This window comes from Fundicoccus culcitae (assembly GCF_024661895.1).
GTDB lineage: Bacteria > Bacillota > Bacilli > Lactobacillales > Aerococcaceae > Fundicoccus_A > Fundicoccus_A culcitae.
Window position 1 is genome coordinate 721,290 of the sequence record NZ_CP102453.1, and the last position, 23,763, is coordinate 745,052.

Here is a 23,763-nt window from a genome sequence, read left to right on the forward strand (position 1 = left end):
CATTGCCCTCCTAAAAGCGATATAAGTAAGCTATATTACGCGTAAAACAGATAGCCCCTGCTTCATTAAACTGAATGGCTTTATAAACGCGGTTAAACTCTTTTATTTCATCAACATTTTCACTTTTAACGATTTGCATGACAATATCTTTTTCCGGTTGAACCGAGCGACCCGTTACCTTATTCGAAAAATTAGCTGAGCCATGACCTCTAACTAAAATATGTTGTAAAATATCTTCTCTTTGAGTGGCATCAATATAATCTTCACCTTCACCATGATTACAAATTACCGTTACCATCTTATAGGGCGTTTCAATCTCTTTAGGCGGGTTAATAAAGGAAGGATTGTCCTTCACATCCCCATAGCCATCCAAACCAGCCAATCCCGCCAAAGGCGTGACTAACAAGAAACCTTCACCCTCCTTATTTTCAGGATAACGTTCTTGAACATAATTAATAATCATATCTAAACGCTCACGTTTAGTTACCTTCATAATAATTTCCTTACGTTGACCGTCCATAGCCATCAAAGAACGACGGTCATCCTCATCATAACATGCCGCCAAAAAAGTCGTTGCACCACTCGTCCCAGCCTTATGGAACAAATCATCGATTTTATCCGCCACTTTTACTCGCGCAATGATAGTCACTAAATAAATATCACTATGCAATTGCTCCGTATTAATCAATTCTAAACCTCCTAATTATTTCGAACTTGATAATCATAAAAAATACCCACACATTGTAAAACAACAATCGGCGTTAATGAAACAATCGCAATGACGCCAAATCCATCAGTAATCACGTTCGCTGTTGGCACATAAGTAGCCACCCCTTGAGTGAAGGGTAAAATAAATGTCGCTGTCATTGTCCCAGCTGCAACGCCACCCGAATCAAACGCAATTCCAACAAATAAATCCGATGAAAAATATTGTAAAACAATAGCAACCACAACTAAAGGCAATAAGATATGCCATATTTCTAATGCTGGAATCATGACACGTAATAATGAGAGTACTACAGACAAACCTACCCCTAGGGATAAACTAATCGTAATTAAGCCCTTTGGAATCATCCCAGCCGTTTCATCTAAAATCTGATCATTTAACACATGCACGGATGGCTCCGCTAAAATACTGACCATCCCAATAATACCGCCAATTAAATAAATAACCCACGAACTGTACTGTTCGGCTAAATTGTAGCCAATTTCATTAGCAACATCCAGAAAGCCTTGGTTAACACCCGTTAAGAATAAACTTAAACCGACAATAATTAAACCAACACCTAGCATCATATTTTGTAGACGCCGTTTTTGTACTTTAATTTGTTTCGTAAAAACTAATACCAAGAAAATAATAACTAAGGGAGAAATAGCAATTAACGAATCAAAAAATGACGAGCCAATACCAGTGATAAAATCCATCAAAATTGATGAATGATCGACCACCACACGAACAGTTTCTACATCAGTCGCTAAACTATCCACACCAGCTAAGACACCATATAAAATAACCGCAAAGATAGCCCCGGTTGAAACAATCCCCAGTAAACCAAAACTATCAGCGCCTGTGTCACCTTCCTCCCGCGATTGCGAAGCTGCACCTGCTCCAAAAGCCAAAATAAAAGGTACTGTTATTGAACCCGTTGTCGAACCCGATGCATCAAAAGCTATTGCAATAAATTCAGAAGTTGAAAATAAGCATAAAACGCCAATTAAACTATATATAATAGTAAAGCTATGCCGCAAATTCAAGTCACGCAATATCCGATACACGCCAAAAGCCAACATACCACCAACCCCAGCCGAGACAGCTACCACAAAAACCTCTTGAGTTATTGCACCTAAGGTCATGGTATCCACTTGAGTCCCCAGAATCGTTAAATCCGGTTCAGCAATACTCGAAATAAAACCTAAGCCAAATATCCCCAATACCGCAATTAGTTTACTATCATGAGAAATGAAATAATGGCTAAACATATCCCCCATTTTTTCAACACTCATATCAACGCCGACAAGAAATAACGGCATCCCAATTAAAAGAAAAATAACCCCGATAACGAACCGCAAAATTGACAACCAAGATACGGGTTGAAGAGAAATTTGAACTAATAATATCACTCCAACCATCGGTAACACAGAGGTAGATGTTTCTTTAAAATTTTCAACTAATCGATTCAGATAAAACACTCCTCTCCAAAAAAACATTTATTTTTATTTTAGTTTAACATGATTGCCTCCATCATGCATCAAAAGCCATCTGTTCTTTGTAAGTTTGACCCCATTCACCCATGGCATCAATGACAGTTTTTAAACTATACCCTAAATCCGTCAAAGTGTACTCTACACGTGGTGGGACTTCAGCAAAAACTTCACGTGTAAGTAAACCATGTTCTTCCATATCACGTAAATTAGACGTTAAAACTTTCTGTGAAATATGTCCAATCGATTTTTTCAACTCACCAAATCGTTTAGTGCCATCCATTAAATCGCGTAAAATAAGAATCTTCCACTTGTTACTGATAAGTAATAAAGTCGTCTCAACCGGACAAGCAACAGTCTCTATCATCATCGTCTTTCCTCCAATAGTATCTTTTTGGTTCCTAGCGCACTTTATTGTGCCTACTTTACATTTAATACTGTGATGTTTATTATAATAATAGTTAATCAAAATATCAAGGAGGACATGCAAGATGAAATTAGCTGTTATTGCTGCCAACGGGAAAGCTGGAAAATTAATCGTGAGTGAAGCCCTCAGCCGAGGAATGGAAGTAACCGCCATTGCACGTGGAGAAAACGAAACGGAGGCGACAGAATACTTACAAAAAGATCTATTTGACTTAACGAAAGAAGATTTAGAAGGTTTTGATGTTGTTGCGACAGCATTTGGTGCCTTTACACCGGAAACCTTGCCAGGTCACTTAACGTCAATTGAACATTTAACCCAATTGTTAGCTGGAAGCGACACACGTTTCATAGTAGTTGGTGGTGCTGGAAGTTTATATATGGACGAAACACATACCGTAGAATTAAAGGACACACCCGACTTTCCTGACGCATTTATGCCAACAGCCATTAACATGGGGAAAGGCTTAGATGCCTTACGCCAAGCGACTGACGTTAAATGGACTTACATCAGCCCAGCTGCTGACTTCCAAGCAGACGGCGAAAGAACAGGCGAATACCTATTGGGCGGCGAAGAATTCTTCGTAAACGACAAAGGCGAAAGCACAATCTCTTATGCAGACTACGCCATTGCCTTTGTTGATGAAATTGAAAAAGGCAACCACATTCAAGAACGTATCTCAGTGATTGCCAAATAATATAATATTTCTACTCCTCCGTTGCTTGTGCTACTGAGGAGTTTTTCGTTAGAAGCCATAAATAAGTGGTAATAAAATGATGGTAACTATTAACACTAATATGTTAAAAGTTCCGCCGACTTTGACATAATCATTAAATCGGTAGCCCCCAGTTAAGGTCATGGTCATAGGTGGAGTTCCAATCGGTGTAGCAAAATCATAATTACATCCAAAGATAACACCGATAACTAAGGTCGTTGGGTTTAATCCTAGAGTTGATGCGATAGTTATAGCCATTGGTGTCATAATTAAAGCTGTTGCTGTATTTGACATTGTGGTACTCAATAAGGATGAAGCAATAACCAGGACGGCAAAGATTAAATAAGGACTCGCAGAATCACCACCTGCTAGGTACATAATGCCCGAAGCTAACAAATCAATTGCACCACTTTTTTCAATGCCGGTACTAAAACCTAATGCACCAGCAATAACTAAAACTGTATTCCAATCTAATGTTTCCATTGCACGATTAAAACTAATACATTTGGTAGAAATTAATATAGAAGCAGCTAAAATGGATATAATTCCTAAAGGAAGTTTATTTAAAATAAACGAAACTAAAGTTACTATAAACACTACGCCACAAATGACCATTTTTATTATTTGTTCTCTATCTATCGTGACTTCTTTGCTTTTATATACTGCCCCATCAACTTCTTCAAAATCAAATACTTTCAAGGACAAATCATAACCAATAGTGCAAAAATAGATAATGGTTAGGATTACCATGGGTACTGCAGCTTTTGTCAAGTCAAAAAATTCTAAAGGACGTACACCTTCAGTTTGAGTTAAAATAGCTTGAGCAGCCATTTGTGGTGTTGATGAGATCAAAGTCAAATTACCAGATACAACCGCCGTAATACCGATAGCCATATAAGTATTCTTTTTTGTTATGACACCACCTGAAGCTTGCGCCACTGACGCGACTAAAGGAAGAAATATTGCAACAACGGCTGTATTAGGTAGAAAAAACCCAAAGATAGATACAAAAATAAGTACAACCGCTAAAAAAAGCCGTTCATTATTTTGTACAAATTTTATTTTAAGGATCGTTTTTCCTAATACTTGAGATAAGCCAGTTTCTGTAAAGGCATTACCTAAAATTAACATTCCGATTACCATTAATACCGTATCATTGGAAAAACCAGAAAAAACATCTTCATAATCCATTAAACCAAATAACGCCATTGCAATAGAGCCTAAAACGGCTGTAATACCCATAGGAATTTTTTGAAAAGAGAATGAAATAATAATAACTAATAAAATAAGTAGAGCTAGAATACTATCATCCAATATTTTACACCTTCTTTCTTTAATACATTACAGTAAAACAACACATTTTATGTAATCGCTTCCATTGACTTGCACTCACAATATGAAAATAATTGTGAGTTTGCCATTAAATATTTTCAGAAATATTTTTCAATTAACCACTTAGAGAATTGAATACCTTTTTCAATTGTAATACCACTAAGAATTTCACCTGAATAATATGTTCCATGATTACCTTGCAAACTATATAGACGATTATAAAAATTATCAAGTATGTCTTCTGTTACTACATGCGGTAGAACATCCCAATGTCTATAGGTAAAAAAATCAATTTCTGTAAAACCTATCATTGCTAGATCACTGATGACGATGTCTACTTTCTCTTTTTGAGACATAGATGATATGTCCATGGCATAGACACAAATTATTTGAAAGCTATTTGTTGTTTTTGGATTTTGTTTCCACCAAGCAAACACATGTCCATTTCGGTTTGGAAAAAGATTTTCTCGTATGATACCTGATTTTATTGTAGTTGCTTTGACCCTAAATAAATAACTTGCCATTGATTTAGTTTGTATTAAATTAAATAGATTAAATTCTTCATCATCAGCATCTAAAAACTCAAGTGAATCTTTTAGGTTTGTTGTAATAATTACTTCATCAAATCGATCAGTTTCATATGGAGTTTTTATATAAATACCATCAAAATTTCTTTTAACTTCAGTAACTGGTGATGATAACTTCAAGTGAGGTACTTGGAAAGATAATTTTGATGTAAATACATTAAGACCACCGCCCCATGTTAATACTGGAGTTATTTCTATTTTTAATAAATCCCTTAGTGTTTTATAATTCAGGACTTGCAAAATGTAAAACACTGGAATTTTTTGTAAGTTTGAAACACCAAATAGTGCCATATATTGACTCAAAACTTTACCCATATTATCATAATTATTTAACCCAAACCACTGATAAAATGGCTTTTCGAAAGTTAGTGGAATATTAAAAAAACCGAATTCCTCTATTTCTGGGTAGTCTATGTAAATTTTTTTATAGTGTTGATACTCATTAAGGAAAGCTTGAGTTTGACCATCAAATAATTGGAAAATTTGATTCCCTTTAGTATCATAAAAAAGCCATTCGATCATTGTCTTATTATCGTCAATCCCTAGTTCGTTCATGATACTTAATGTTTCTCTTTGTGTTGATAATCCTAAAAATGCTCCGAGTTCATAACTAGATTCATCATAGTAAAAGGTTTCTGCTTGACCTCCAACACGATTATTTTTCTCAAATAACGTAACATTCGTATAACCTTTTTTCTTCAAGAACCAAGATGCAGATAAACCAGAAATGCCTCCACCAATAATCGCAATTTTCTTATCTTGTTTCCGCATAACTCAACCTCTTATTGCTTTCCTGAAGAACTTGATAAATCTAACAACTCTACCCATAGTGGCAATGGCGTTTTTTCTTGATTCGCAGCATAAAGTAATTTAGTTGGTGTCTTCCCTTTAGTTTTACCATGTAAATGAAGAAAATTATTGTTATATTCTCTTAGAATAAATTCAAGTTCAATATCTAATTCATCAAATCCATAATCTTTAGTTAATTGAAAAATATTTTGTAAGAGTCTATCTTTGACAAGCAAAATATTTTCTTCGGTCACTTTTAATGCTTCTATATTTTTCCTAAGCATAACCCTTTGAATAATTCCATTTTTCTTTAAATACTGATAATATTCATGAACACTCCCTTGCCAATGCGAAGCATATGCTAAACTAGAGTCAGTAATAATATTTTTTATTGGAACACCAAATGATCTATAAGTTGGAAGTAATCTTCGCTCGGTATGTTTAATTATACACTCTGTTGTACGAGTCTCCGAAATTGTCCCAACCATATATAAGCTATACAAATCTATCGATAAAGTTATATAGATATTTTTTAGATGTTTATTTTTTCCCAAGAAAAGTGTACGTTGTAATATCGCATACCCTGCTTCTTTCCCAGAAAATCTTAGGATATTTTCAACTTTTCTAACTGAATGTGGCCCAACATCTTTTACTTTTTCCCTCTTTACATATGATAAACGTAACTCTTTACTATTAAGCCCTTTCTCTTTTAAAAAATTATAAATACTACTTTCACTAACAATAAAACCTTCTTCATCTAAAGCATAGAAGATACGTCTTGCACCATATTCAGGTTTTTTCAAAACATAACTCATTATGTAGTATTCTAAATCTATTTTATTTAGCGACTTTTTACGTTTAGTTCTTTTAACATCTTGTAGTCCTTCCATACCTAATAAATTAAACCGTTTGTTCCATTTATAATACACTGTTCTTGAAATTCCATATTTATTGCAAGTCTCCGTTACATTCCCATTTAATCTCGCTTCTTCTAAGATTTTATATTTGAGTTTTGAAGGGAAATATGCATTTTTCAATAAAATCAACCTCCTTTAACAATGATTTATCGAAAACGCTTTAAGAAATTATACCATAGACTTTTAATATAATGGATAAGAAAAAGGAATGCTTAATAAAGAGTATTCCTTTTTCAATATAAATTAAACGAAACATTAATTACTGTTAAATTTACTAGTCATAATTATACCAACCTTTACCAGTTTTACGGCCAAATTCACCTGATTCATATTTCTTTTTCAAAATATCAGCTGGTTTGTCTTTTAAATCATTAGTCTTCTCATAACGATGCAAACGATTAAGATACGAAATATCAATCCCTGTCATATCCATTAAACGGAATGGACCTACAGGATGATTTAATCCTTTTTCTGCCGCAATATCAATATCTTTAAAATCTGCATATCCTTGATCATATAAATAGACAGCTTCATCCATTAAAACTTTTAATAAACGATTAACTACAAATCCATCTATCTCTTTTTGTAAAACAACCGAATCTTTATCAATATTTTTCGCAAACTCTTGTAAAGTTTCAATTGTCTCATCGCTTGTATGTGGTCCTTTGATAATTTCTACTAGAGACATACGAGATACAGGTGTAAAAAAATGTAGATTTGCTAATCGTGAAGGGTTTTCCACAACATCTGCAAATAATGATGAAGCAAGAAAACTTGAATTTGTGGTTATTATCGTGTCTTCATTAACAATTTTACTTACTCTTTGTAGAATATCTTTTTTAATGCCTTCATCTTCTATTACTGATTCGATTACTAAATCGGCATCAGTAATAGATGAGTCTAAAGAATTACTATAAGTTAATTTTTCGTTAGCTTGATCAACAGATGCTTGATCCATTTTTGCATTATCAATTGAACGTTTAAAGTATTCCTTTATCCAATCTTTGCCTGTCTGCAGAGATTCTTCAAATTCATCCACCAAATTAACTTTAAAGTCAAATTTTGCACAATGTAAAGCAATTTGGCGTCCCATGACACCTGCTCCAATAACAACTACTTTTTTTATTTGCTTCATCCTTCTAACTCCATTTTTCTGTTAGCCTTGATATTTCATCACTTGAATATCCTAGTTCAGTTAATAATTCCACACTATGTTCCCCTAAACTAGGAGCTTTGGATAACACAGGTGGTGTTTTAGTTAGTCGTAAATGAGGTCCCCTAGAAATAATTCCATCTTCAGACATATCAGACTCTAAACGAATGATATTTCCTCTATCCCAATTAGTTTTAGTTTGAGTAATTTCATAAGTAGATACGATTTTTGTACATGGAACATTATGTTCCATCAAAATATCTTTTGCATCATCAATGTTTTCAAATGTAGATAACCAAGTTTCAATTACATTAGTAACATCATCAATGTTTTCTCGTCTTGAAACCATTGATACAAAACGTTCATCATCAACATATTCAGGGTGCCCCATAGCTTCACTAAGTTTCTTCCATAATCCTTGGTTTGGCGCTGTAATAATCAGACTTTGATTATTTTTCCCAGTATATATCCCAAATGGACAAAGTGATGCATGATGATTTCCCGTTCTAGTGACTTCATATCCCATTCCTGCAACTTCTAACTGTCCATTTTGAGCTAATAATGAATCCAACGTTGAAATATCAATGAATTGTCCTTCGCCAGTTCTTTCTCTATGGTATAGAGCTGTTGCAATCGCAGCATAACCTGCATTACCAGCAGCATAATCACCTAACACAAAGCCACCTTTAATTGGTGCTTGATCAGGAAATCCAGTCATATCAATAAAACCAGATAGTGCTTGGGCGGACAAATCAAAACCTGGCAATTGACTCAATTCACCTTCAGCTCCAAATGATGAAATAGCACAATATACAATATCAGGCTTAATTTTAATTACATCATCATAACTGAATCCGAATTTTTTCAATGTTCCTGGTCTAAAATTTTCTACTAAAACATCAGTTGTTTCTAGTAATTTAGTAATAATTTCACGACCTTCTGGATCTTTCATATCAATCTCTAGTGATTTCTTTCCTCTGTTTGGATACTCAAACATTACAGATACACCGTTTACTTGAGGAGAATATCCTCTTAAATCATCGCCGACTTTAGGACGTTCAACTTTTATTACTTCTGCACCAAAGTCTGCTAAAAATCCAGTACAAATTGGCCCTGCTACATTAGCAGTAAAATCCAGAACACGCAGTCCCTCATATACTTTCTTTGTCATTATTTTTTTCCTTTCCTTATATAATCAAGGTTAATATTAGTGATAATTATTGACCCAATTTTCCACGAAAATTTATACGAAAAATATCACTCGCGCTCCAGTACCAATGCAGCCCCTTGTCCACCACCGATACACATTGTAACAACTCCATATCGTAAATCTCTTCGTTTCATATCATGAACTAGTTTAGCAGTTAATACCCCACCAGTTGCACCTAAAGGATGTCCGATTGCAATAGCACCGCCATTGGGATTAACTTTTGAAGGATCAATTCCTAAATCTTGAATACTGGCAATAACTTGTGAGGCAAAAGCTTCATTCAATTCCATAACATCAACATCTTCAATCGTTATTCCTGCACGTTTTAAGGCTTTTGGGACAGCTTTCGTTGGGCCTAACCCCATCACACTTGGATCTAATCCAGAAACACCATACCCAATCACTGTAGCTAAAATTTCAACACCGAGTTCTTTAGCTTTTTCCTCAGACATTAATACAACAGCTGATGCGCCATCTGAATTAGGACATGAATTTCCAGCAGTAACAATACCATCTTGAATAAATGCTGGTCTTAGTTTGGCTAAATCTTCTAATTCTTGATTCATCCTAACATTCTCGTCCTGATCAACAATTTTAGACCCACGCTTAACCGGAACCTCAATAGGAAGGATTTCATCTTTGAAATAACCATTATTGATTGCATTAGTAGCTTTTTTATGGGAATTATAAGCAAACAAATCTAGTTCTTCAGGTGTTTGTTTATATAATTTTGCAACTTTTTCTGCTGTCATTCCTACACGATCTGATCCATCATCTTCTGGGGTCAACCTAGTACGCATAGCACTAGGACCAACAATTGAATATGGTTTTGATGTTTTCTCCAATTGCCAAGGTTCTTTAGTCATATGTTCTAACCCACAAGCTACATACACATCTCCATAACCTAATTCTATATTCATTGCAGCATTATGAATTGTTTCAATCGAAGAACCACATTGTCGATCTAAAGTATATGCAGATGTAGTTTCTGGTAACCCTGCTTCTAACATCGCCACACGTGCAATGTTTCCATGTTGTCCATATAAATTCCCCATAATGACATCTTCAATATCATTGGGATCCACTGTAGATCGTTTCACCGCTTCTTTTATAACCTTACCTGCTAATTTATATGGTTCTATTTCGGATAATTCTCCGGCATACCTTCCAACCGCTGAACGAACAGCTGATACAATAACTGCTTTAATCAATTTTCATTCTCCTCTAATGATTTGAAATTTGGTTTCCTTTTTTCAAAAAATGAATCCAATCCTTCTTTTTTATCATCACTCTCGATTAATAATGCATATGCATATAATTCTTCTTGTAAACCATCAGATAAGCTTAATGATGTCGCTTTTCTAACAACTTTTTTTGCCAAGCTCATAGCAAAAGGAGATTTTTCACTTAAAGTTTTTGCTAACTCATATGCTTTATCCATCAATTCCTCTGGTTCAGTTACTTGACTAATTAACCCCATCATTAATGCTTCTTCACTTTTAACACGTCGACCAGTTAATATCATATCTAAGGCACGTCCTTGACCAATAATTCTTGGTAATCTTTGGGTTCCACCTGCCCCAGGTATAATTCCTAATCCTAATTCAGGTAAACTAAATGTCGCATTCGTAGACCCAATTCTGATATCACACGCCAAGGCTAACTCACATCCTCCACCAAATGCATATCCATTAACTGCAGCGATTACTGGTTTCCGCACATTTTCTAAGGATGTTAAGGCTTGTTGAGCTGGTCCTTTTAACGCTAAGTTGACTGTCCGATTTTTTAAAATATTGATATCAGCACCAGCAACAAACGATTTATCTCCAACTCCAGTAATAATCGCTACTCTAATTTTTGGAGATTCATCAAGTTCTTTTGCAAATTCTCCTATTTCTTGCCAACATTCATCGTTCAATGCATTTCTAACTTCTGGTCGATTAACACTAAAGGTAGCAATTCCGGAATCATCAACTGTTAAAATAAAATTTTTATAACGCATACGGTACTCCCATCCCAATGAAAAAGCCGTACCGTTTGAATGATACGGCTATTTTATTGCTAAGATTATTTATTTTGAACGTAAACACCAACAAGTGGAACGATATTTTCTTCCCATATTGATTGATATTCATCCTCATTGACTGCAGGTTTGTAAGAAATGATTTCTGCCAAAATTGTTTCAATTTCTTTAGTGTTTGAATATGTATACATTTGTTCAATGGCATATTTACCAAAGTCAGTTACATATAACCCAAGTATTTGATTTAAAGTCGCATCGTCCACTTCATATAAATCGGCACCTTCAATGATTAGTTGAGCATATGGAACCATCGTAAACATCATACCTAAATTTAACATATAATCTTTATCGTTTAATTTCTCTTTCGAAGGTGGACATTCACGGAATAGTTTAGTCAACGCTTCTGCTTGTTTAGTTAATACTTTAACATTAGGTAGATCTCCGCGTAATTCAAATGATTTTCTCCAATCAGCAAATTTAATTTTACTTAAACCACCATGTTGCATATCTTGGAAAATATTTGAATCATCTTCTTTTTCAATATATCCGATAATTGGGAGATCTGCTGGTTCTAGTAAGTAACTATTAATAAACTTAAGAATAAGACTTAAGTTAACATGAGCTGTTCCTTCTAATTTAGCTGATCCCTTTATATCTCTAGTAGCATTTTCCATATAAGTTTCACATTCAAAACCATAAGCAGTAACTGCATCCCATAATATATCGATAATGCGTCCGCCTTCAGCTGGTGTTTTCATTTTTGCTACAGGATTATATAGATGGAATCTTTGATCTTCTGGTGTACAACTCTTGAAGTAGTCGATATTTCTATAAGAGAATAAACGCATACCAACTGTTCTCAAGTACGCCTCAACATAGAATCGACGTACATGTGGCATATCAGTTACACGAGCACCATATAACCAACGGTCATAAGAATGGTTTAAACACTCATAAAAAGCATGCGTACAAATTCCTGATGATGAACACCCTATTTGGAATTTACCTACATTGACTGTCTTCAATGCTGCAGCAAACCCTTCTTTACCTCTAGCAATTATATCTTCTTCTTTAAAAGGATAATCTGCGTAATCATATGCACCAACATAACCAGTGTTAATATACGAACTATGAATTTGTTTGGTTTGTTTAAAGTGTGGATCATACGCATCAGTTAAAACTAATCCAAAATCATTGTCATCATTATTAAATTTCACAAAAGCTGAAATCAACCCAATATTTGCATTTCCAATGTAATACTTAGACCCGTTCAAACGGTAAGTACCATCTTCCTGTTGTATAGCCATTGATTCTGTTTTATACAAATCCGCACCATGATCTTTTTCTGAAGTACCAAAACCAAATAAGCGGCCTTCTTGTAAATACTCTGCTACTCGATGTTTCAACGGCTCGTTATCGCTAAACCATGTTGGAATCGCACCAATTAAGGAAGCTTGCCACATATATCGGGCTGAAGCATTGTAAAACGCCAAGTACTCATTGTAATTAGTTATTCTTCTTAAATCGAATTTTGAATCTTCCGGACCATATCCTTTAGGTGTATATAAGGTAGCTAATACTTTATTTTCTTTTTGATGCTCAACCCATTTAAAATCAAAATCACGATTCATCTCATTTTGTTTAATTAAGCGAAGGCCTCTATCTTCCCAAAAATCGATATTACTTTGAATTAGTTCTCTAGTTGTTTCATCTAATCCTTCACCAGTAAAAGTTTGTGGATTAATCAAATAATTTTTCTTTACCATTTTATATTTTCCTTCTTTCTAACTTTTTAATATAATAATCCCATCATTCGCCAAAATGGCACTGCTGCTAAAACGGCAATCATTGTTGCTATCGTATGTAATACTGAATATTTCACCATTTGATTATGAGTAACCATTACCCCATCACCACCAGCTGCAGTTAAAGAAACAACATATGGTGAACTATTGTATTTAACAAACCAAGTATTACTAATGACAAATGTAACAAATGGAATTATCCATAAATTAATACCCGCTGCATCAACAAAAGGTGCAAGTAGTACCGTTAATAAAGTAAATGCAGCTGTCCATGATACTATGACAAATCTAATGATTAGAACAAAAATCATAAATACTACAAGGAACAGAACATGATTAGACATTAATGGAACAATCATTTCTCCAAACGTTGCAATTATCCAGTCATTAATCCCGACTGCTGGGAAAACATAACCAATACCTAACATACATCCAATGAATACAACTTGATCCCATGCAATTTCAGAACGAAATTGTTTACGAGTTACAACACCAGCACCTAATACTATGGCACATCCTATTAAAGCAATCATACTTGCATGAATTCCATGAACTGTTTCTGTCATCCAAAAAGCTAAACATACGACTAATACAGTTGCAACAAGTTTCTCGTTAAAAGACCAACCACCCATTTCGGCTAATTCGTTTTCAACATAATCTGAAGATATTTCTACTTCATTTTTCGGTTTATATAATAAAATAATTGAAAAATAAGCAAGAATTGTAAAAACGATTGCCCAAGGTAATGCAGAAATAAACCATCCCATCCAGGTATATCTTGCTGCAATATCATCTGGTAATAATCCAACAATGGCATAACTTGCGAATGATGCACTAAGAAACGCCGGCGCTGTTGAGATATATCCTGTATAGAATGATGCAAAAATCCCACCAGCTCCTCTTGATCCAGGTTCATACCCCATTGCTTCACTAACACTACGTGCAACTGGTCCAACAATAGCAGCTTTAGCTGTTGTACTTGGAATAAAAGGTCCAATTAAAATCCCTGATACTAATAATGCTGTTGATTGTCCAACAAAAGTAGTAGGAAAGATTCTCATAAGATACAATGCTAATCTACGCATAAGACCAGAGCTTGATGCTGCCGCACCAATTCCTAATGCGCCGATTAATAACCAAGTGGTTGTTGAACTAAACACTGAGAAGATAATACCGAAATCTGTAACTTGAAATATTGCCCAAAAAGCGACTACAAATAAAAATGCTACATATTCATCTAAAACATTAAATAGCATTAGGAGTACACCAGCAATAAGAATCCCTAGTGTTATCATACCTGTTTCACCCATTGGTGCAGGTGCTGGGACCATCGCTATAGCAATACCAACTAACACAGAGATAATCGATAGGATGATATTTTTTTTGTTCAGGGTCACAATTTCCCCTCCATTTACACGATTTGTTTAAGAGTCGGTTGCGCAACCTATTGCTCTCAATCAGTATAATACCGCTTACAGAAATCCCTTTCAAATCGGAAGAAAGCCTTCTCATTAAGGTTTTAAATGTATACTTATTTTATCTGTTAACACTAAAGTTCAATTAGATACTTACACGATAGACTCTATCATTTGAAAAATGTAAACACTTAATATACGTATATAAAATATTTTTTATTTTGAATTTTTAAAATATTGATTGTTTATACTTGAAATAAATAAAATAAGGGGATATGAACTCAAGGTCCATACCCCCTTATTAATGACTATTTTCATTCCCCCACCAACCCCACCAACTTCTCAAACGTCTTCCCATTGCGAATCGTCACCCGTTTATAGTAAGGCTGTTTGATTAATTGCTTATGGTAGGCTGTTTTTAAAAACTCATCTTCATCATACTTACCCCAAAAGATTCCCAGTGACCCAAAATGTACAATTTCATTTACTAAATCCATCTCAACGATACTAGCACTAATAGCCTGTTTATCTGCTTCATCGGTAAAAAAGAGCACATCTTTTCGCCCCATCTCTTCTTGCCACCAAGCTGGCAACTGTTCTGCTTCCAACCGTAAAGCCTCTGCTGAAAACAAACTATACACGACATCAAAATCATAATGGCGCATAAAAAGGGCATCAAGCGTTTCCTTTATATTTTCCACTTTATCCTCCGAATCAAAAAACAAATTCCCACTATTAATATACGAGCTCGGATTTTCAAAACCGGCTGCTGTCAGTTGTTCCTTCAACTCAGCCATGGATACTTTGTTTTTACCACCAACATTGATGCCTCGCAGTAAAAGGACATAACGCATCATTGCCCCACCTTTCTGATTATAGACGCTTAGTTTTAATTTCAGCCATTAGTGAAGATTTCCGTTTATGTTTAGCTTTAAATTCCTTAAATTCTTCTCGCCATTCAGGTCTAAGCTCATCGCCATATAAGTCTTCTTTAATGAATTCCAATACCCTGACCGCATTTTGATAATCCTTTTTCGTCTTTTTCGAAACATAGTAATCCGCTTCAAGCCAAAACCTATCTGCCACACTCATATAATCAATATCCATAATCGGTCTTGCTAATTCATAATGTTCATTTAATAAAAAGTGATCAAAATCCAAATTGGTTCTGAGGGCTTTGAAAATAGCGCTTCTTTTGGTTTCATTGGATGAACCACGCAATAATATCATAATATAGGTATACAAATCACGTTCTTTAGCAAATTTAAGCATTTCTGGTTCAAGATTTTTCAATTCTTTTTCTTTCAAAAAATCCAGTGCTTGACGATAAATAACCTTTAAATTATTAGCATCATGATATTTAAATAAATTCAAAAAATTATTAATATACCGACTTACTTGATTTGTCTCTTTATAATAATTATGCATAATCATAGAAATCTCATCTAAATCTCTACCTTTTTTGAGTGCCACACGATAAAATTTTTCCATCAATTCATAGTCTTTAGCAAAATACTCATATCTAAGTAAAAATTCGAACACCAAAAAAATACCATAATTCATTTCTTCCATAGCCGCCGATATGATTTCTAAAGCACGATCATACATACCACGATTAGCATAAAACTCAGCTAAATCCAAGTACTGAATAATAATTCTAAAATCTTTAATTTCCGAATCATTTATTTTTTTATCCAAAACTGCCCACTCCCTTTAGTCTCTTTTATTGTACGCAAGCCTTGCCAAACAATCAATTGTAATTACTAATAATTTATGTTTTAATTCTTTTAATAAATACCTCTGCTACATGACAAGGAGACTGCTATGAACATACCCACTTACCCTCCGCTAAACACCTTGAAAGCTGTTGCTAATAACATTTGGATTGTCGATGGTGATATCATACATATGTCCGTTCCTTTTATACAAGTGCCTTTTTCAACCCGAATGACAGTGGTAAGACTTAATAATGGAGATATGTGGTTGCATTCGCCCATTGCATTTGATGCTGATTTAGCTGATGAGATTCTAGCGTTAGGTCCGATAAAGCATTTGGTATCACCTAATGCTATCCACTATGCCTATATTGCAGAATGGAAACAGCATTTCCCAGATGCACTTGCTTGGTCGAGTCCAGGTGTGGAAAAACGTGCACAAAGCCAAAATATTGAAATAAACTTTGATCAAGCACTAGAAGATACCCCGCCAAAAGAATGGGAGAATGACATCAAACAACTTATTTTTAAGGGCGGTCGTGTTATACAAGAAGTGATTTTCTATCATATTGAAAGTAGAACACTTATCCTAACGGATTTGATAGAAAATTTTGAACCAGATAAAACCAAGAGTACCCTTTGGAAGACCGTTCACAAAATTGCAAAAATTTCTGCACCAAACGGTACGACTCCAATTGACTATCGAATGTCGTTTATTGGAAATAAAAAAGCTGCCAAAGAATCATTAGAGAAGATTATTTCCTGGCAACCTAAACGCATCATCATTGCGCACGGGAAGTGGATTGAAGACAACGGGGTTGAAGAATTGAGAAAACGCATGAGTTGGATATTAAAATAGAAATTAATATAAATAATTATTCTATTTAAATTGATACGTATTATATATAACACAATATATAGTGTATAAAATCATATTTAAACCTATATATTGTGTTTTTTGTTGTTTTTATTTATTATTCATGATAAGCTAATATCATTAAAGGTTGATCTCACGAAATCTTACATTGTTGCAGGTGTGGTAATAATGAACTCAAATCATTCTTTAATAAATATTGCGAAAGGAGGATTTCATAATATGGGGAAGAATCAACATGTAACTCCAAATTCTAATGGAACATGGAATGTCAAAGGCGAAGGCAATTCAAAAGCTACTGCTATTTTTGATACTCAAAAAAAAGCTATAGATCGAGCTACTAAAATATCTATCAACCAACAATCAGAACTCATTATTCATGATAGAAAAGGTAAAATTCGTGAACGTAATAGTTACGGTAACGATCCACATCCACCAAAAGGTTAAGTTATTCCTTTAGATTAAAATCAATACTGATATGTAATCAATAGCTTTCTATTCTCAAAATCCAAAGACGAAGGGATTGATTTTTTGAAAATTAGTGGTTTGAATGAATTGCAAAAAGAATTTGCTAATTTACAAAAAAACGCTGAAAAATTAGAAGGATTAAATTGTATTCCGTTTGACGATTTATTTAATCATACATTTATGATGACCTACACTAAATTTAATTCTATTGATGACTTCTTTAATAATTCACAATTTGATACAAATAATTTTGATGAAATTAATGATTCAGAATTAGATGAGTATGTAAATAAGTTTTCATCTTTTGCAAACTGGAATGATATGATGGAATCAGCCACTGTAGATTATATTGAAAAACATCTTTTTCAATAAAAACAAAAGAGTGCTAGTGAGGCACTCTTTTTGTTTACAAATCATTGTATTTCTTTTTGGAATTTTTTGCTTTATCAATGGGATATTTAGTTGCATTCTTCTCTAGTTTTTGTTCGATTATTTCATCAATATCAAAGCCTAAATTACTAGCCATCATATAAGAGTATATCAAAACATCAGCCAATTCATCAGCAATGGCCTCTCTATTTTGATTCCCTTCTTCCGCACTCTTCCACTGATAAATTTCCAACAACTCATTGGCTTCTAAAGAAATAGATAAAGCCAAATCCTTTTCATTATGAAATTGTCGCCAGTTGCGCTCATCGCGGAAGTCGTTGATTTTGTTGAGTGATTCGTTTGTCATATATTTAGGTCCACCCTACCTTTATGATAGTCTTTCATATTCATAAGGCTCAATTTCTTCTTCAATCATCTTTTTATATTCTTTTCTAAGTAAACTATTGTACTTTAATTTGTTAATCGAAGTGTTCGCTTGCTTCTTATACACTTCAATATCACTATTTTTAATCAGTTCACTTTCACCAATTTGTCGAGTCTTATTTGCATTGTAGTTGCTAACAACATAAAGTAAATCATCTTCAGACACACCAAATTGGTTCGAAAATTCTTTAATTTCATGAGTACGATGTTTTTCAATTCGATCAAATAATACTGCAATAATGTCCTCGTTGATAAAAGCTTCAGAATCTGCCAATAAGTCATTAAGTAGAATTTCCATCATTTCCCCAAGTTTAGGATTTGTTTCCTTAAATCGATCAATGTATGTACGGATCTCATGGATATTCTCTTCAGTTTGATTCTCTTTGTAATTCGGATTTTCTTTAGATGGCGTGAATGCTTGCATTAAACGTAAAATGTACTGATAATTGATTTCAGTTGTTTGGACGGATTTTAGCTCATAGGCAATATCAAAATCATCTTCTTCAGTTCCTCCAGAATCACCTCTTTCAGCTTTTAGCCTTTCAAGTACATTCTCATATTTTCCTTTAAACTCCTCGACTTCATTCCAAGATATTCCATACTTTTCTTCCAGTTTATCTGCATTAAAATCTGAATAAACTTGTAAAGAAGCAAAATTTTTATCAAATTGTTGAAAAGCTTTTGCGAAAACTTTCCACTTTTCTTTTGGAATTTCATCAACAGCTTCTGGTGTAGCAGCAATTTCTTTTAGTTCTTTTAAGGTTTGAACAAACACCTTTTGAGTTTCTTCCCATTTTGGAGCTAATACTTCTTTTTCTCCACCATTAGAATATAGTATTATAGCATCTTCTACCCGCTGACTAAATGTAGCTGGTGTTTGGAATGTCACAATTTGTCCATATTTCTTATATGAATCAAACAATCGATTAGTTCTAGAAAAAGCTTGTATAATATCTTGTGGTTTCATTGGTTGTCTATCAATGAAGATCGTTGATAAACAAGGTGCATCAAACCCAGTTAATAAACGATCCACGACAATAACAATATCCAACTGTTCTTTTCGATATTGATACAATTCATGTTTTCTGGCTAAACGATTATTAATATCGGAATTATATCCTCGAATTGTCTCCATAGTAAACGCGGTATTAAACATTTTATTATAGTCTTTCATTGATTCAGCCATTTTTGCTTGATTATCAATTGAAGCTTCTTCATTTTCACTAATTGAATAAGTAATAGCTACCTTTGGAAAATCTGGTAAATACTCCTTAACATATTTACTGACTTTTACTTCAGATTTACCATTAATTACTTCCATAAACAAATCATAGTATCTTTGTGCTTTAGATATTGAAGAGGTTGTCAAAATAGCCGTATAGCTTTCTCCACTTTGACCATAGCCAATACCTAACTTTGCCCTTGATTCATTGACAATAGATTCGACAACTTTTAGCATATGATTATCATGTTCAAAAACTTCTTTTCCAATATAACTTTCTTTTTCAATATTAGTCAACGACATAACATTTACTTTTGAAATTGATTTATCAGCTATATCATTTAGCACATCTTCATTAATTGTAGATTTATACTCTACATTAAAACCTAAAACCGCTTCATCATGAATCGCTTCTTTTACAGTATATTGATGTAGACATTTTCCATATAATTCATCTGTGGTTCTAGCTAAATCACCAAGAATTGATCGAGCATTTTCAGCAAAAATAGGCGTACCAGTAAAACCAAACCAAATTGATTGGTAGAAGAATGTTTCAATTTCTTGTTTTTTCTTTGGTGACACTGCACGGTGACACTCATCGACTACAAAAGCTAAATTCAAACTAGTGATTTTTTTATACCGTGGAGTATCTTCTTTCCCTTCAAATCGCTTCATTACAAAATTCAATTTTTGGATGGTAGTAACGATTAAAGATCTATCATTTGATAACAATTTTTTAATTAGATCATTGACATTACTAGTACTATCAATTTCAATAGAGTCATCATTTGCGTATGATTCAAAAGAACCTGTCGTTTGTTGATCTAAGTCGATTCTATCAACAATAAATATCGTCTTATCTAAAGCTGGTATCTTTAAGAGATTTCTAGCAACTTTATACGAAGTCAGTGTTTTTCCTGAACCAGTTGTATGCCAAACGTACCCCGATTCTCTTCGATATGATGCTGCTTTTACTGCTTCGAGAGCATGTATTTGGTAAGGTCTCAATAAAATTAAAGAACGTCTATCTTTATCTAAAACAGTATATTCAGCAACCATCTTATGCGCTTGAGGGAATGTTAAAACATGTTCAGCAAATTCTGTCAGTTTAGTTACTGGTCGATTTTCTTTATCAACCCATCGAGCTAAAAATTTTGGATTAAACTTCGATTCCGATGCTGGTGCAATATATCGTGTATCAGTTCCATTTGATACTACAAACATTTGTAAAGTTGAAAAAACACCTTTATAGGCACCTAGCTTTTGATATTTTAATATCTGTCTAAATGCATCCATATATGATTCAGAACGACTTTTTAATTCAATCTGAATCATTGGTAAGCCATTGATTAACATGGTCACATCAAACCGTCTACTTCTATCATCTTCAGATGCTTTACCAGTTCTAAATTGATTAATAATTTCATAATCACTAGTACCAGCGGCTATATCATTTTGATTAAGAATCATTAAATGAACTGTTCCAAGTCTTGCATCTTCCCGTTGTAATGCAATACGACAAATACCATTCTCACCTTGCAACCAAACAGCTGCATCATAAAAAGTAGTAAAGATGAGCTTGTTCTTCACTTGTTCAAATTCTTGATCAGTCAAAGGGTTTTCTTTCAAATCACGCGGATTATTAATGTTTATTTTTTCTCGAATATTATTCCATAAATCGTCTTCTGTTTTTAAGTTGTCGCGATACTTCCACTTTGATTCGCCTTCAGTTAACTGTTTTATTAAGTTATCTTCCATTTGTTTCTCAAGTATACTTTGATTAACCATAATAAAACCCTTCCATTCGTATTGTATATAGATATTTCTATTGTAACATATAGATGAATTAATGATATAAATAATTTTCTAATACTTGGGAACAGCGTGAATTTTCATTTGTATTTAATTACTTGAAAAACAACTCGCTACCTCGTGCTGAACTAAACTTAGATTCTGGAAATATAAAAAATATTCATTATGGTGATATTCTCATAAAGTATAATGAGATATTAGATGTTAAGGAAGATGAAATACCATTTATCACAAATTCTAAATATATAATTAGCGGTGGTACGCTACTCGTAGATGGTGATATCATATTTGCAGATGCTGCTGAAGATGAAACTGTAGGTAAATGTGTTGAGCTATCTAATTCTGAAAATACAATAATAGTATCTGGTTTACACACAATTCCATGTAGACCTAAATTAAATTTTTCTTCTAACTATTTAGGTTATTATTTGAATTCTAATTCTTATCATGATCAATTACTACCTTTAATTCAAGGTTCAAAGATATCATCTATATCAAAGAGCTCTTTATCGGAAACCACTATCAGATTTCCCAGTTATAAAGAAGAACAAATGAAAATTGGAAAGTTCTTTGCGATATTATCTAAGACTATAACCCTTTATCAGCAAAAATTAGATAAACTAAAACTGCTTAAAAAGGCTTATCTTCAACATATGTTCCCTGAAAAAGATGAGGTTGTTCCTCGATTAAGGTTTGCTAACTTTAATCAAAATTGGGAAGAAAATACATTAGCAAAATATTTAGAAATTCCCCAAAAAGAACAAATAATTATATCAAATACTGAACACTTATTGTCAGTAAAACTGAATGGAAGTGGTGTATCGCAAGTATCTCAAAATTTATCATTAAGTCTAGGAGCTACCAAATATTTCAAACGTCTTAAAGGTCAATTAATTTATGGGAAACAAAATTTTCACAATGGATCAATAGCTATAATCCCTGATAAATATGATGGATTTGCTACTTCAGCTGACGTTCCGAGTCTAAATATTAGAAATATCGAACCATTATTTTTACTAATGTATATAACAAGAAAAGTTTTTTATTCAAATACATTATCATTTACTACTGGGACTGGCTCTAAAAGATTACATGAAGAATCTTTATTATGTTTAGTTATTAAGGTTCCATCCATTAGTGAGCAAAAACAAATTATATTGTTAATGAAAAATTTCGATAAATTAATTGAAAATAATGAAAAAATTTTAGAAAAAATAACTAGAGTTAAAGAGAAGCTATTGTCTATAATGTTTATATAAAAAAGACACATGACCTATAGGGGACATATGTCTATTTTTATCAGTGAGTTCCTAATGAGTTACTAAATTAAATTTGACAAAAACTGCACTATCTTTGTATTATCCTGATTCTCAAGCTCAGTGATTATATGAAGATAGGTTTTTTGTGTTATAGACATATTAGAATGACCTAATCTTTTTGCAACACTTGCTACAGACACACCAGCATATAATAATAAAGAAGCATGTGTATGTCTTAAACTATGAATTGAAATAACTGGTATATTAGCCATGTTACATAATACTTCAAGTCTTTTATTAATTGTAGAATTGAAAACTCTTTTCTTTACAAAAATCACATTATCAGTTGGATATTCTTTTAATAGTTGTGAAAAATGCATTGCTGTTTGCCAATCTAATTGAATTTTTCGATTGGATGATTCATTTTTTGTTGGTAGGAAACTACCATTACTTTTTTTATAATCCCATGTCTTATTTATAGTTAATGTCTGTTTACTAAAATCAAAATCTTCTGGTGTAAGAGCAAGCGCTTCAGAAAATCTTAAGCCAGTTTTTGTTACTAACAAAATAAACCAATCCCAGTTAATTTCATTTCCTAAGTCCATTTGACGTATAAGTGATTGAACTTCAAATTGATTTAAAAATTTCTGCTTTCTTTCAATTGCTTTTTTACCTTTAATAATTACTTTTCTTGTTGGATTTGAATCAAGAATTCCTTCATCAATTGCATCAAGCACCGCTCCTTTTATTTGATGATGAAAATCCATCGTAGTTTGTTTTTCGTGAGTCTTTGCATATTCATTTAATATTTCTTGATAGGTTCGACGATCTAAATCACACATTCTAATGCTCGGAGCAATCTTCTCTAAATGTTTCAATGCAATATAATATTTACCTAATGAAACATCTCTAATTGCTCCTACCTTATACAACTCAATCCACTCTTCAAAGTAATCATAAAATAATTGCTTTGCTTTTCTTACTTTATTCATAAAAATCTCCTCCTATATTTTCTTTAGAGTTTAAGA

Annotated in this window: 22 protein-coding genes and 1 pseudogene; 6 read left to right on the forward strand and 17 right to left on the reverse strand. The window is 33.4% G+C overall.

Translation table 11 applies throughout. The features are described 5' to 3' along the window. Positions 1-10: 10 nt before the first annotated feature. From NRE15_RS03335 to NRE15_RS03345, 3 genes are read right to left on the reverse strand one after another with little or no spacing between them, the layout of a single operon-like run. Positions 11-688, reverse strand: coding sequence for a polysaccharide deacetylase family protein (locus NRE15_RS03335; RefSeq protein WP_313794201.1), 678 nt, complete (start codon positions 686-688; stop codon positions 11-13). Between the two features lie 11 nt (positions 689-699). Then, the gene (locus tag NRE15_RS03340; RefSeq protein WP_313794202.1) at positions 700-2,208 is read right to left on the reverse strand and encodes a DUF1538 domain-containing protein; all 1,509 of its coding nucleotides are present in this window, start codon (positions 2,206-2,208) and stop codon (positions 700-702) included. A gap of 34 nt (positions 2,209-2,242) precedes the next feature. Continuing rightward, the gene (locus NRE15_RS03345) at positions 2,243-2,572 is read right to left on the reverse strand and encodes a winged helix-turn-helix transcriptional regulator (protein WP_313794203.1); all 330 of its coding nucleotides are present in this window, start codon (positions 2,570-2,572) and stop codon (positions 2,243-2,245) included. A 121-nt stretch (positions 2,573-2,693) separates the two neighbouring features. Here NRE15_RS03345 and NRE15_RS03350 point away from each other — a divergent pair, with 121 nt between their 5' ends. Continuing rightward, positions 2,694-3,323 (forward strand): NAD(P)-dependent oxidoreductase, encoded by a 630-nt coding sequence (locus NRE15_RS03350; protein WP_313794204.1) that lies wholly within the window; start codon positions 2,694-2,696, stop codon positions 3,321-3,323. Positions 3,324-3,371: 48 nt separating this feature from the next. Here NRE15_RS03350 and NRE15_RS03355 read toward each other — a convergent pair whose 3' ends face one another. The 11 genes from NRE15_RS03355 to NRE15_RS03405 all read right to left on the reverse strand — a co-directional run bounded on the left by NRE15_RS03355 (position 3,372) and on the right by NRE15_RS03405 (position 16,270). Continuing rightward, positions 3,372-4,655, reverse strand: a complete 1,284-nt coding sequence (locus NRE15_RS03355) for an SLC13 family permease (protein ID WP_313794205.1) — start codon at positions 4,653-4,655, stop codon at positions 3,372-3,374. A 116-nt stretch (positions 4,656-4,771) separates the two neighbouring features. Further along, positions 4,772-6,031: an FAD-dependent oxidoreductase gene (locus NRE15_RS03360; protein ID WP_313794206.1), complete on the reverse strand. Its 1,260-nt coding sequence runs from the start codon at positions 6,029-6,031 to the stop codon at positions 4,772-4,774. 11 nt (positions 6,032-6,042) lie between these two features. Then, positions 6,043-7,086 carry a helix-turn-helix domain-containing protein gene (locus NRE15_RS03365; RefSeq protein WP_313794207.1) on the reverse strand — a complete coding sequence of 348 codons (1,044 nt, stop codon included), beginning with the start codon at positions 7,084-7,086 and terminating at the stop codon, positions 6,043-6,045. A gap of 154 nt (positions 7,087-7,240) precedes the next feature. Continuing rightward, a complete protein-coding gene (locus NRE15_RS03370) occupies positions 7,241-8,101 on the reverse strand; it encodes a 3-hydroxyacyl-CoA dehydrogenase family protein (protein ID WP_313794208.1) in 861 nt (286 codons plus the stop codon). A 4-nt stretch (positions 8,102-8,105) separates the two neighbouring features. Further along, positions 8,106-9,290: a CaiB/BaiF CoA transferase family protein gene (locus NRE15_RS03375; RefSeq protein WP_313794209.1), complete on the reverse strand. Its 1,185-nt coding sequence runs from the start codon at positions 9,288-9,290 to the stop codon at positions 8,106-8,108. Between the two features lie 86 nt (positions 9,291-9,376). Continuing rightward, entirely contained in the window at positions 9,377-10,540 is a 1,164-nt protein-coding gene (locus NRE15_RS03380) for a thiolase family protein (protein ID WP_313794210.1), read from the reverse strand. Next, positions 10,537-11,331, reverse strand: coding sequence for an enoyl-CoA hydratase/isomerase family protein (locus tag NRE15_RS03385; protein WP_313794211.1), 795 nt, complete (start codon positions 11,329-11,331; stop codon positions 10,537-10,539). Before NRE15_RS03385 ends, NRE15_RS03380 begins: the two co-directional genes overlap by 4 nt. 65 nt (positions 11,332-11,396) lie before the next feature. Further along, positions 11,397-13,100, reverse strand: coding sequence for an acyl-CoA dehydrogenase family protein (locus NRE15_RS03390; RefSeq protein ID WP_313794212.1), 1,704 nt, complete (start codon positions 13,098-13,100; stop codon positions 11,397-11,399). Between the two features lie 44 nt (positions 13,101-13,144). Beyond that, the gene (locus NRE15_RS03395) at positions 13,145-14,554 is read right to left on the reverse strand and encodes an SLC13 family permease (RefSeq protein ID WP_313794213.1); all 1,410 of its coding nucleotides are present in this window, start codon (positions 14,552-14,554) and stop codon (positions 13,145-13,147) included. A 332-nt stretch (positions 14,555-14,886) separates the two neighbouring features. Further along, a complete protein-coding gene (locus NRE15_RS03400) occupies positions 14,887-15,429 on the reverse strand; it encodes a DUF1697 domain-containing protein (protein WP_313794214.1) in 543 nt (180 codons plus the stop codon). A gap of 16 nt (positions 15,430-15,445) precedes the next feature. Next, positions 15,446-16,270 (reverse strand): hypothetical protein, encoded by an 825-nt coding sequence (locus NRE15_RS03405; RefSeq protein ID WP_313794215.1) that lies wholly within the window; start codon positions 16,268-16,270, stop codon positions 15,446-15,448. Between the two features lie 126 nt (positions 16,271-16,396). Between NRE15_RS03405 and NRE15_RS03410 the strand changes: the two genes are divergently transcribed. From NRE15_RS03410 to NRE15_RS03420, 3 genes are all read left to right on the forward strand, one after another. Beyond that, entirely contained in the window at positions 16,397-17,146 is a 750-nt protein-coding gene (locus NRE15_RS03410) for a DUF4336 domain-containing protein (RefSeq protein WP_313794216.1), read from the forward strand. A gap of 237 nt (positions 17,147-17,383) precedes the next feature. After that, the gene (locus NRE15_RS03415) at positions 17,384-17,608 is read left to right on the forward strand and encodes a DUF2188 domain-containing protein (protein ID WP_313794936.1); all 225 of its coding nucleotides are present in this window, start codon (positions 17,384-17,386) and stop codon (positions 17,606-17,608) included. 84 nt (positions 17,609-17,692) lie between these two features. Next, positions 17,693-18,001 carry a hypothetical protein gene (locus NRE15_RS03420; RefSeq protein WP_313794217.1) on the forward strand — a complete coding sequence of 103 codons (309 nt, stop codon included), beginning with the start codon at positions 17,693-17,695 and terminating at the stop codon, positions 17,999-18,001. 34 nt (positions 18,002-18,035) lie between these two features. Here the strand turns inward: NRE15_RS03420 and NRE15_RS03425 are convergent, their stop codons facing one another. Together NRE15_RS03425 and NRE15_RS03430 are read right to left on the reverse strand one after the other, a co-directional pair. After that, a complete protein-coding gene (locus NRE15_RS03425; RefSeq protein ID WP_313794218.1) occupies positions 18,036-18,365 on the reverse strand; it encodes a nucleotide pyrophosphohydrolase in 330 nt (109 codons plus the stop codon). Between the two features lie 21 nt (positions 18,366-18,386). Next, positions 18,387-21,452 (reverse strand): type I restriction endonuclease subunit R, encoded by a 3,066-nt coding sequence (locus NRE15_RS03430; protein ID WP_313794219.1) that lies wholly within the window; start codon positions 21,450-21,452, stop codon positions 18,387-18,389. A 95-nt stretch (positions 21,453-21,547) separates the two neighbouring features. On the opposite strand from NRE15_RS03430, the pseudogene NRE15_RS14600 reads away from it, so the two are divergent. Together NRE15_RS14600 and NRE15_RS03440 are read left to right on the forward strand one after the other, a co-directional pair. Beyond that, positions 21,548-22,090: pseudogene (locus NRE15_RS14600) on the forward strand (restriction endonuclease subunit S); the annotation flags it as partial. Positions 22,091-22,129: 39 nt separating this feature from the next. Next, entirely contained in the window at positions 22,130-22,735 is a 606-nt protein-coding gene (locus NRE15_RS03440) for a restriction endonuclease subunit S (protein WP_313794937.1), read from the forward strand. Between the two features lie 62 nt (positions 22,736-22,797). Here the strand turns inward: NRE15_RS03440 and NRE15_RS03445 are convergent, their stop codons facing one another. Next, on the reverse strand, positions 22,798-23,727 hold the full coding sequence (locus tag NRE15_RS03445; RefSeq protein ID WP_313794220.1) for a site-specific integrase: 930 nt from the start codon (positions 23,725-23,727) through the stop codon (positions 22,798-22,800). Positions 23,728-23,763: the final 36 nt, after the last annotated feature.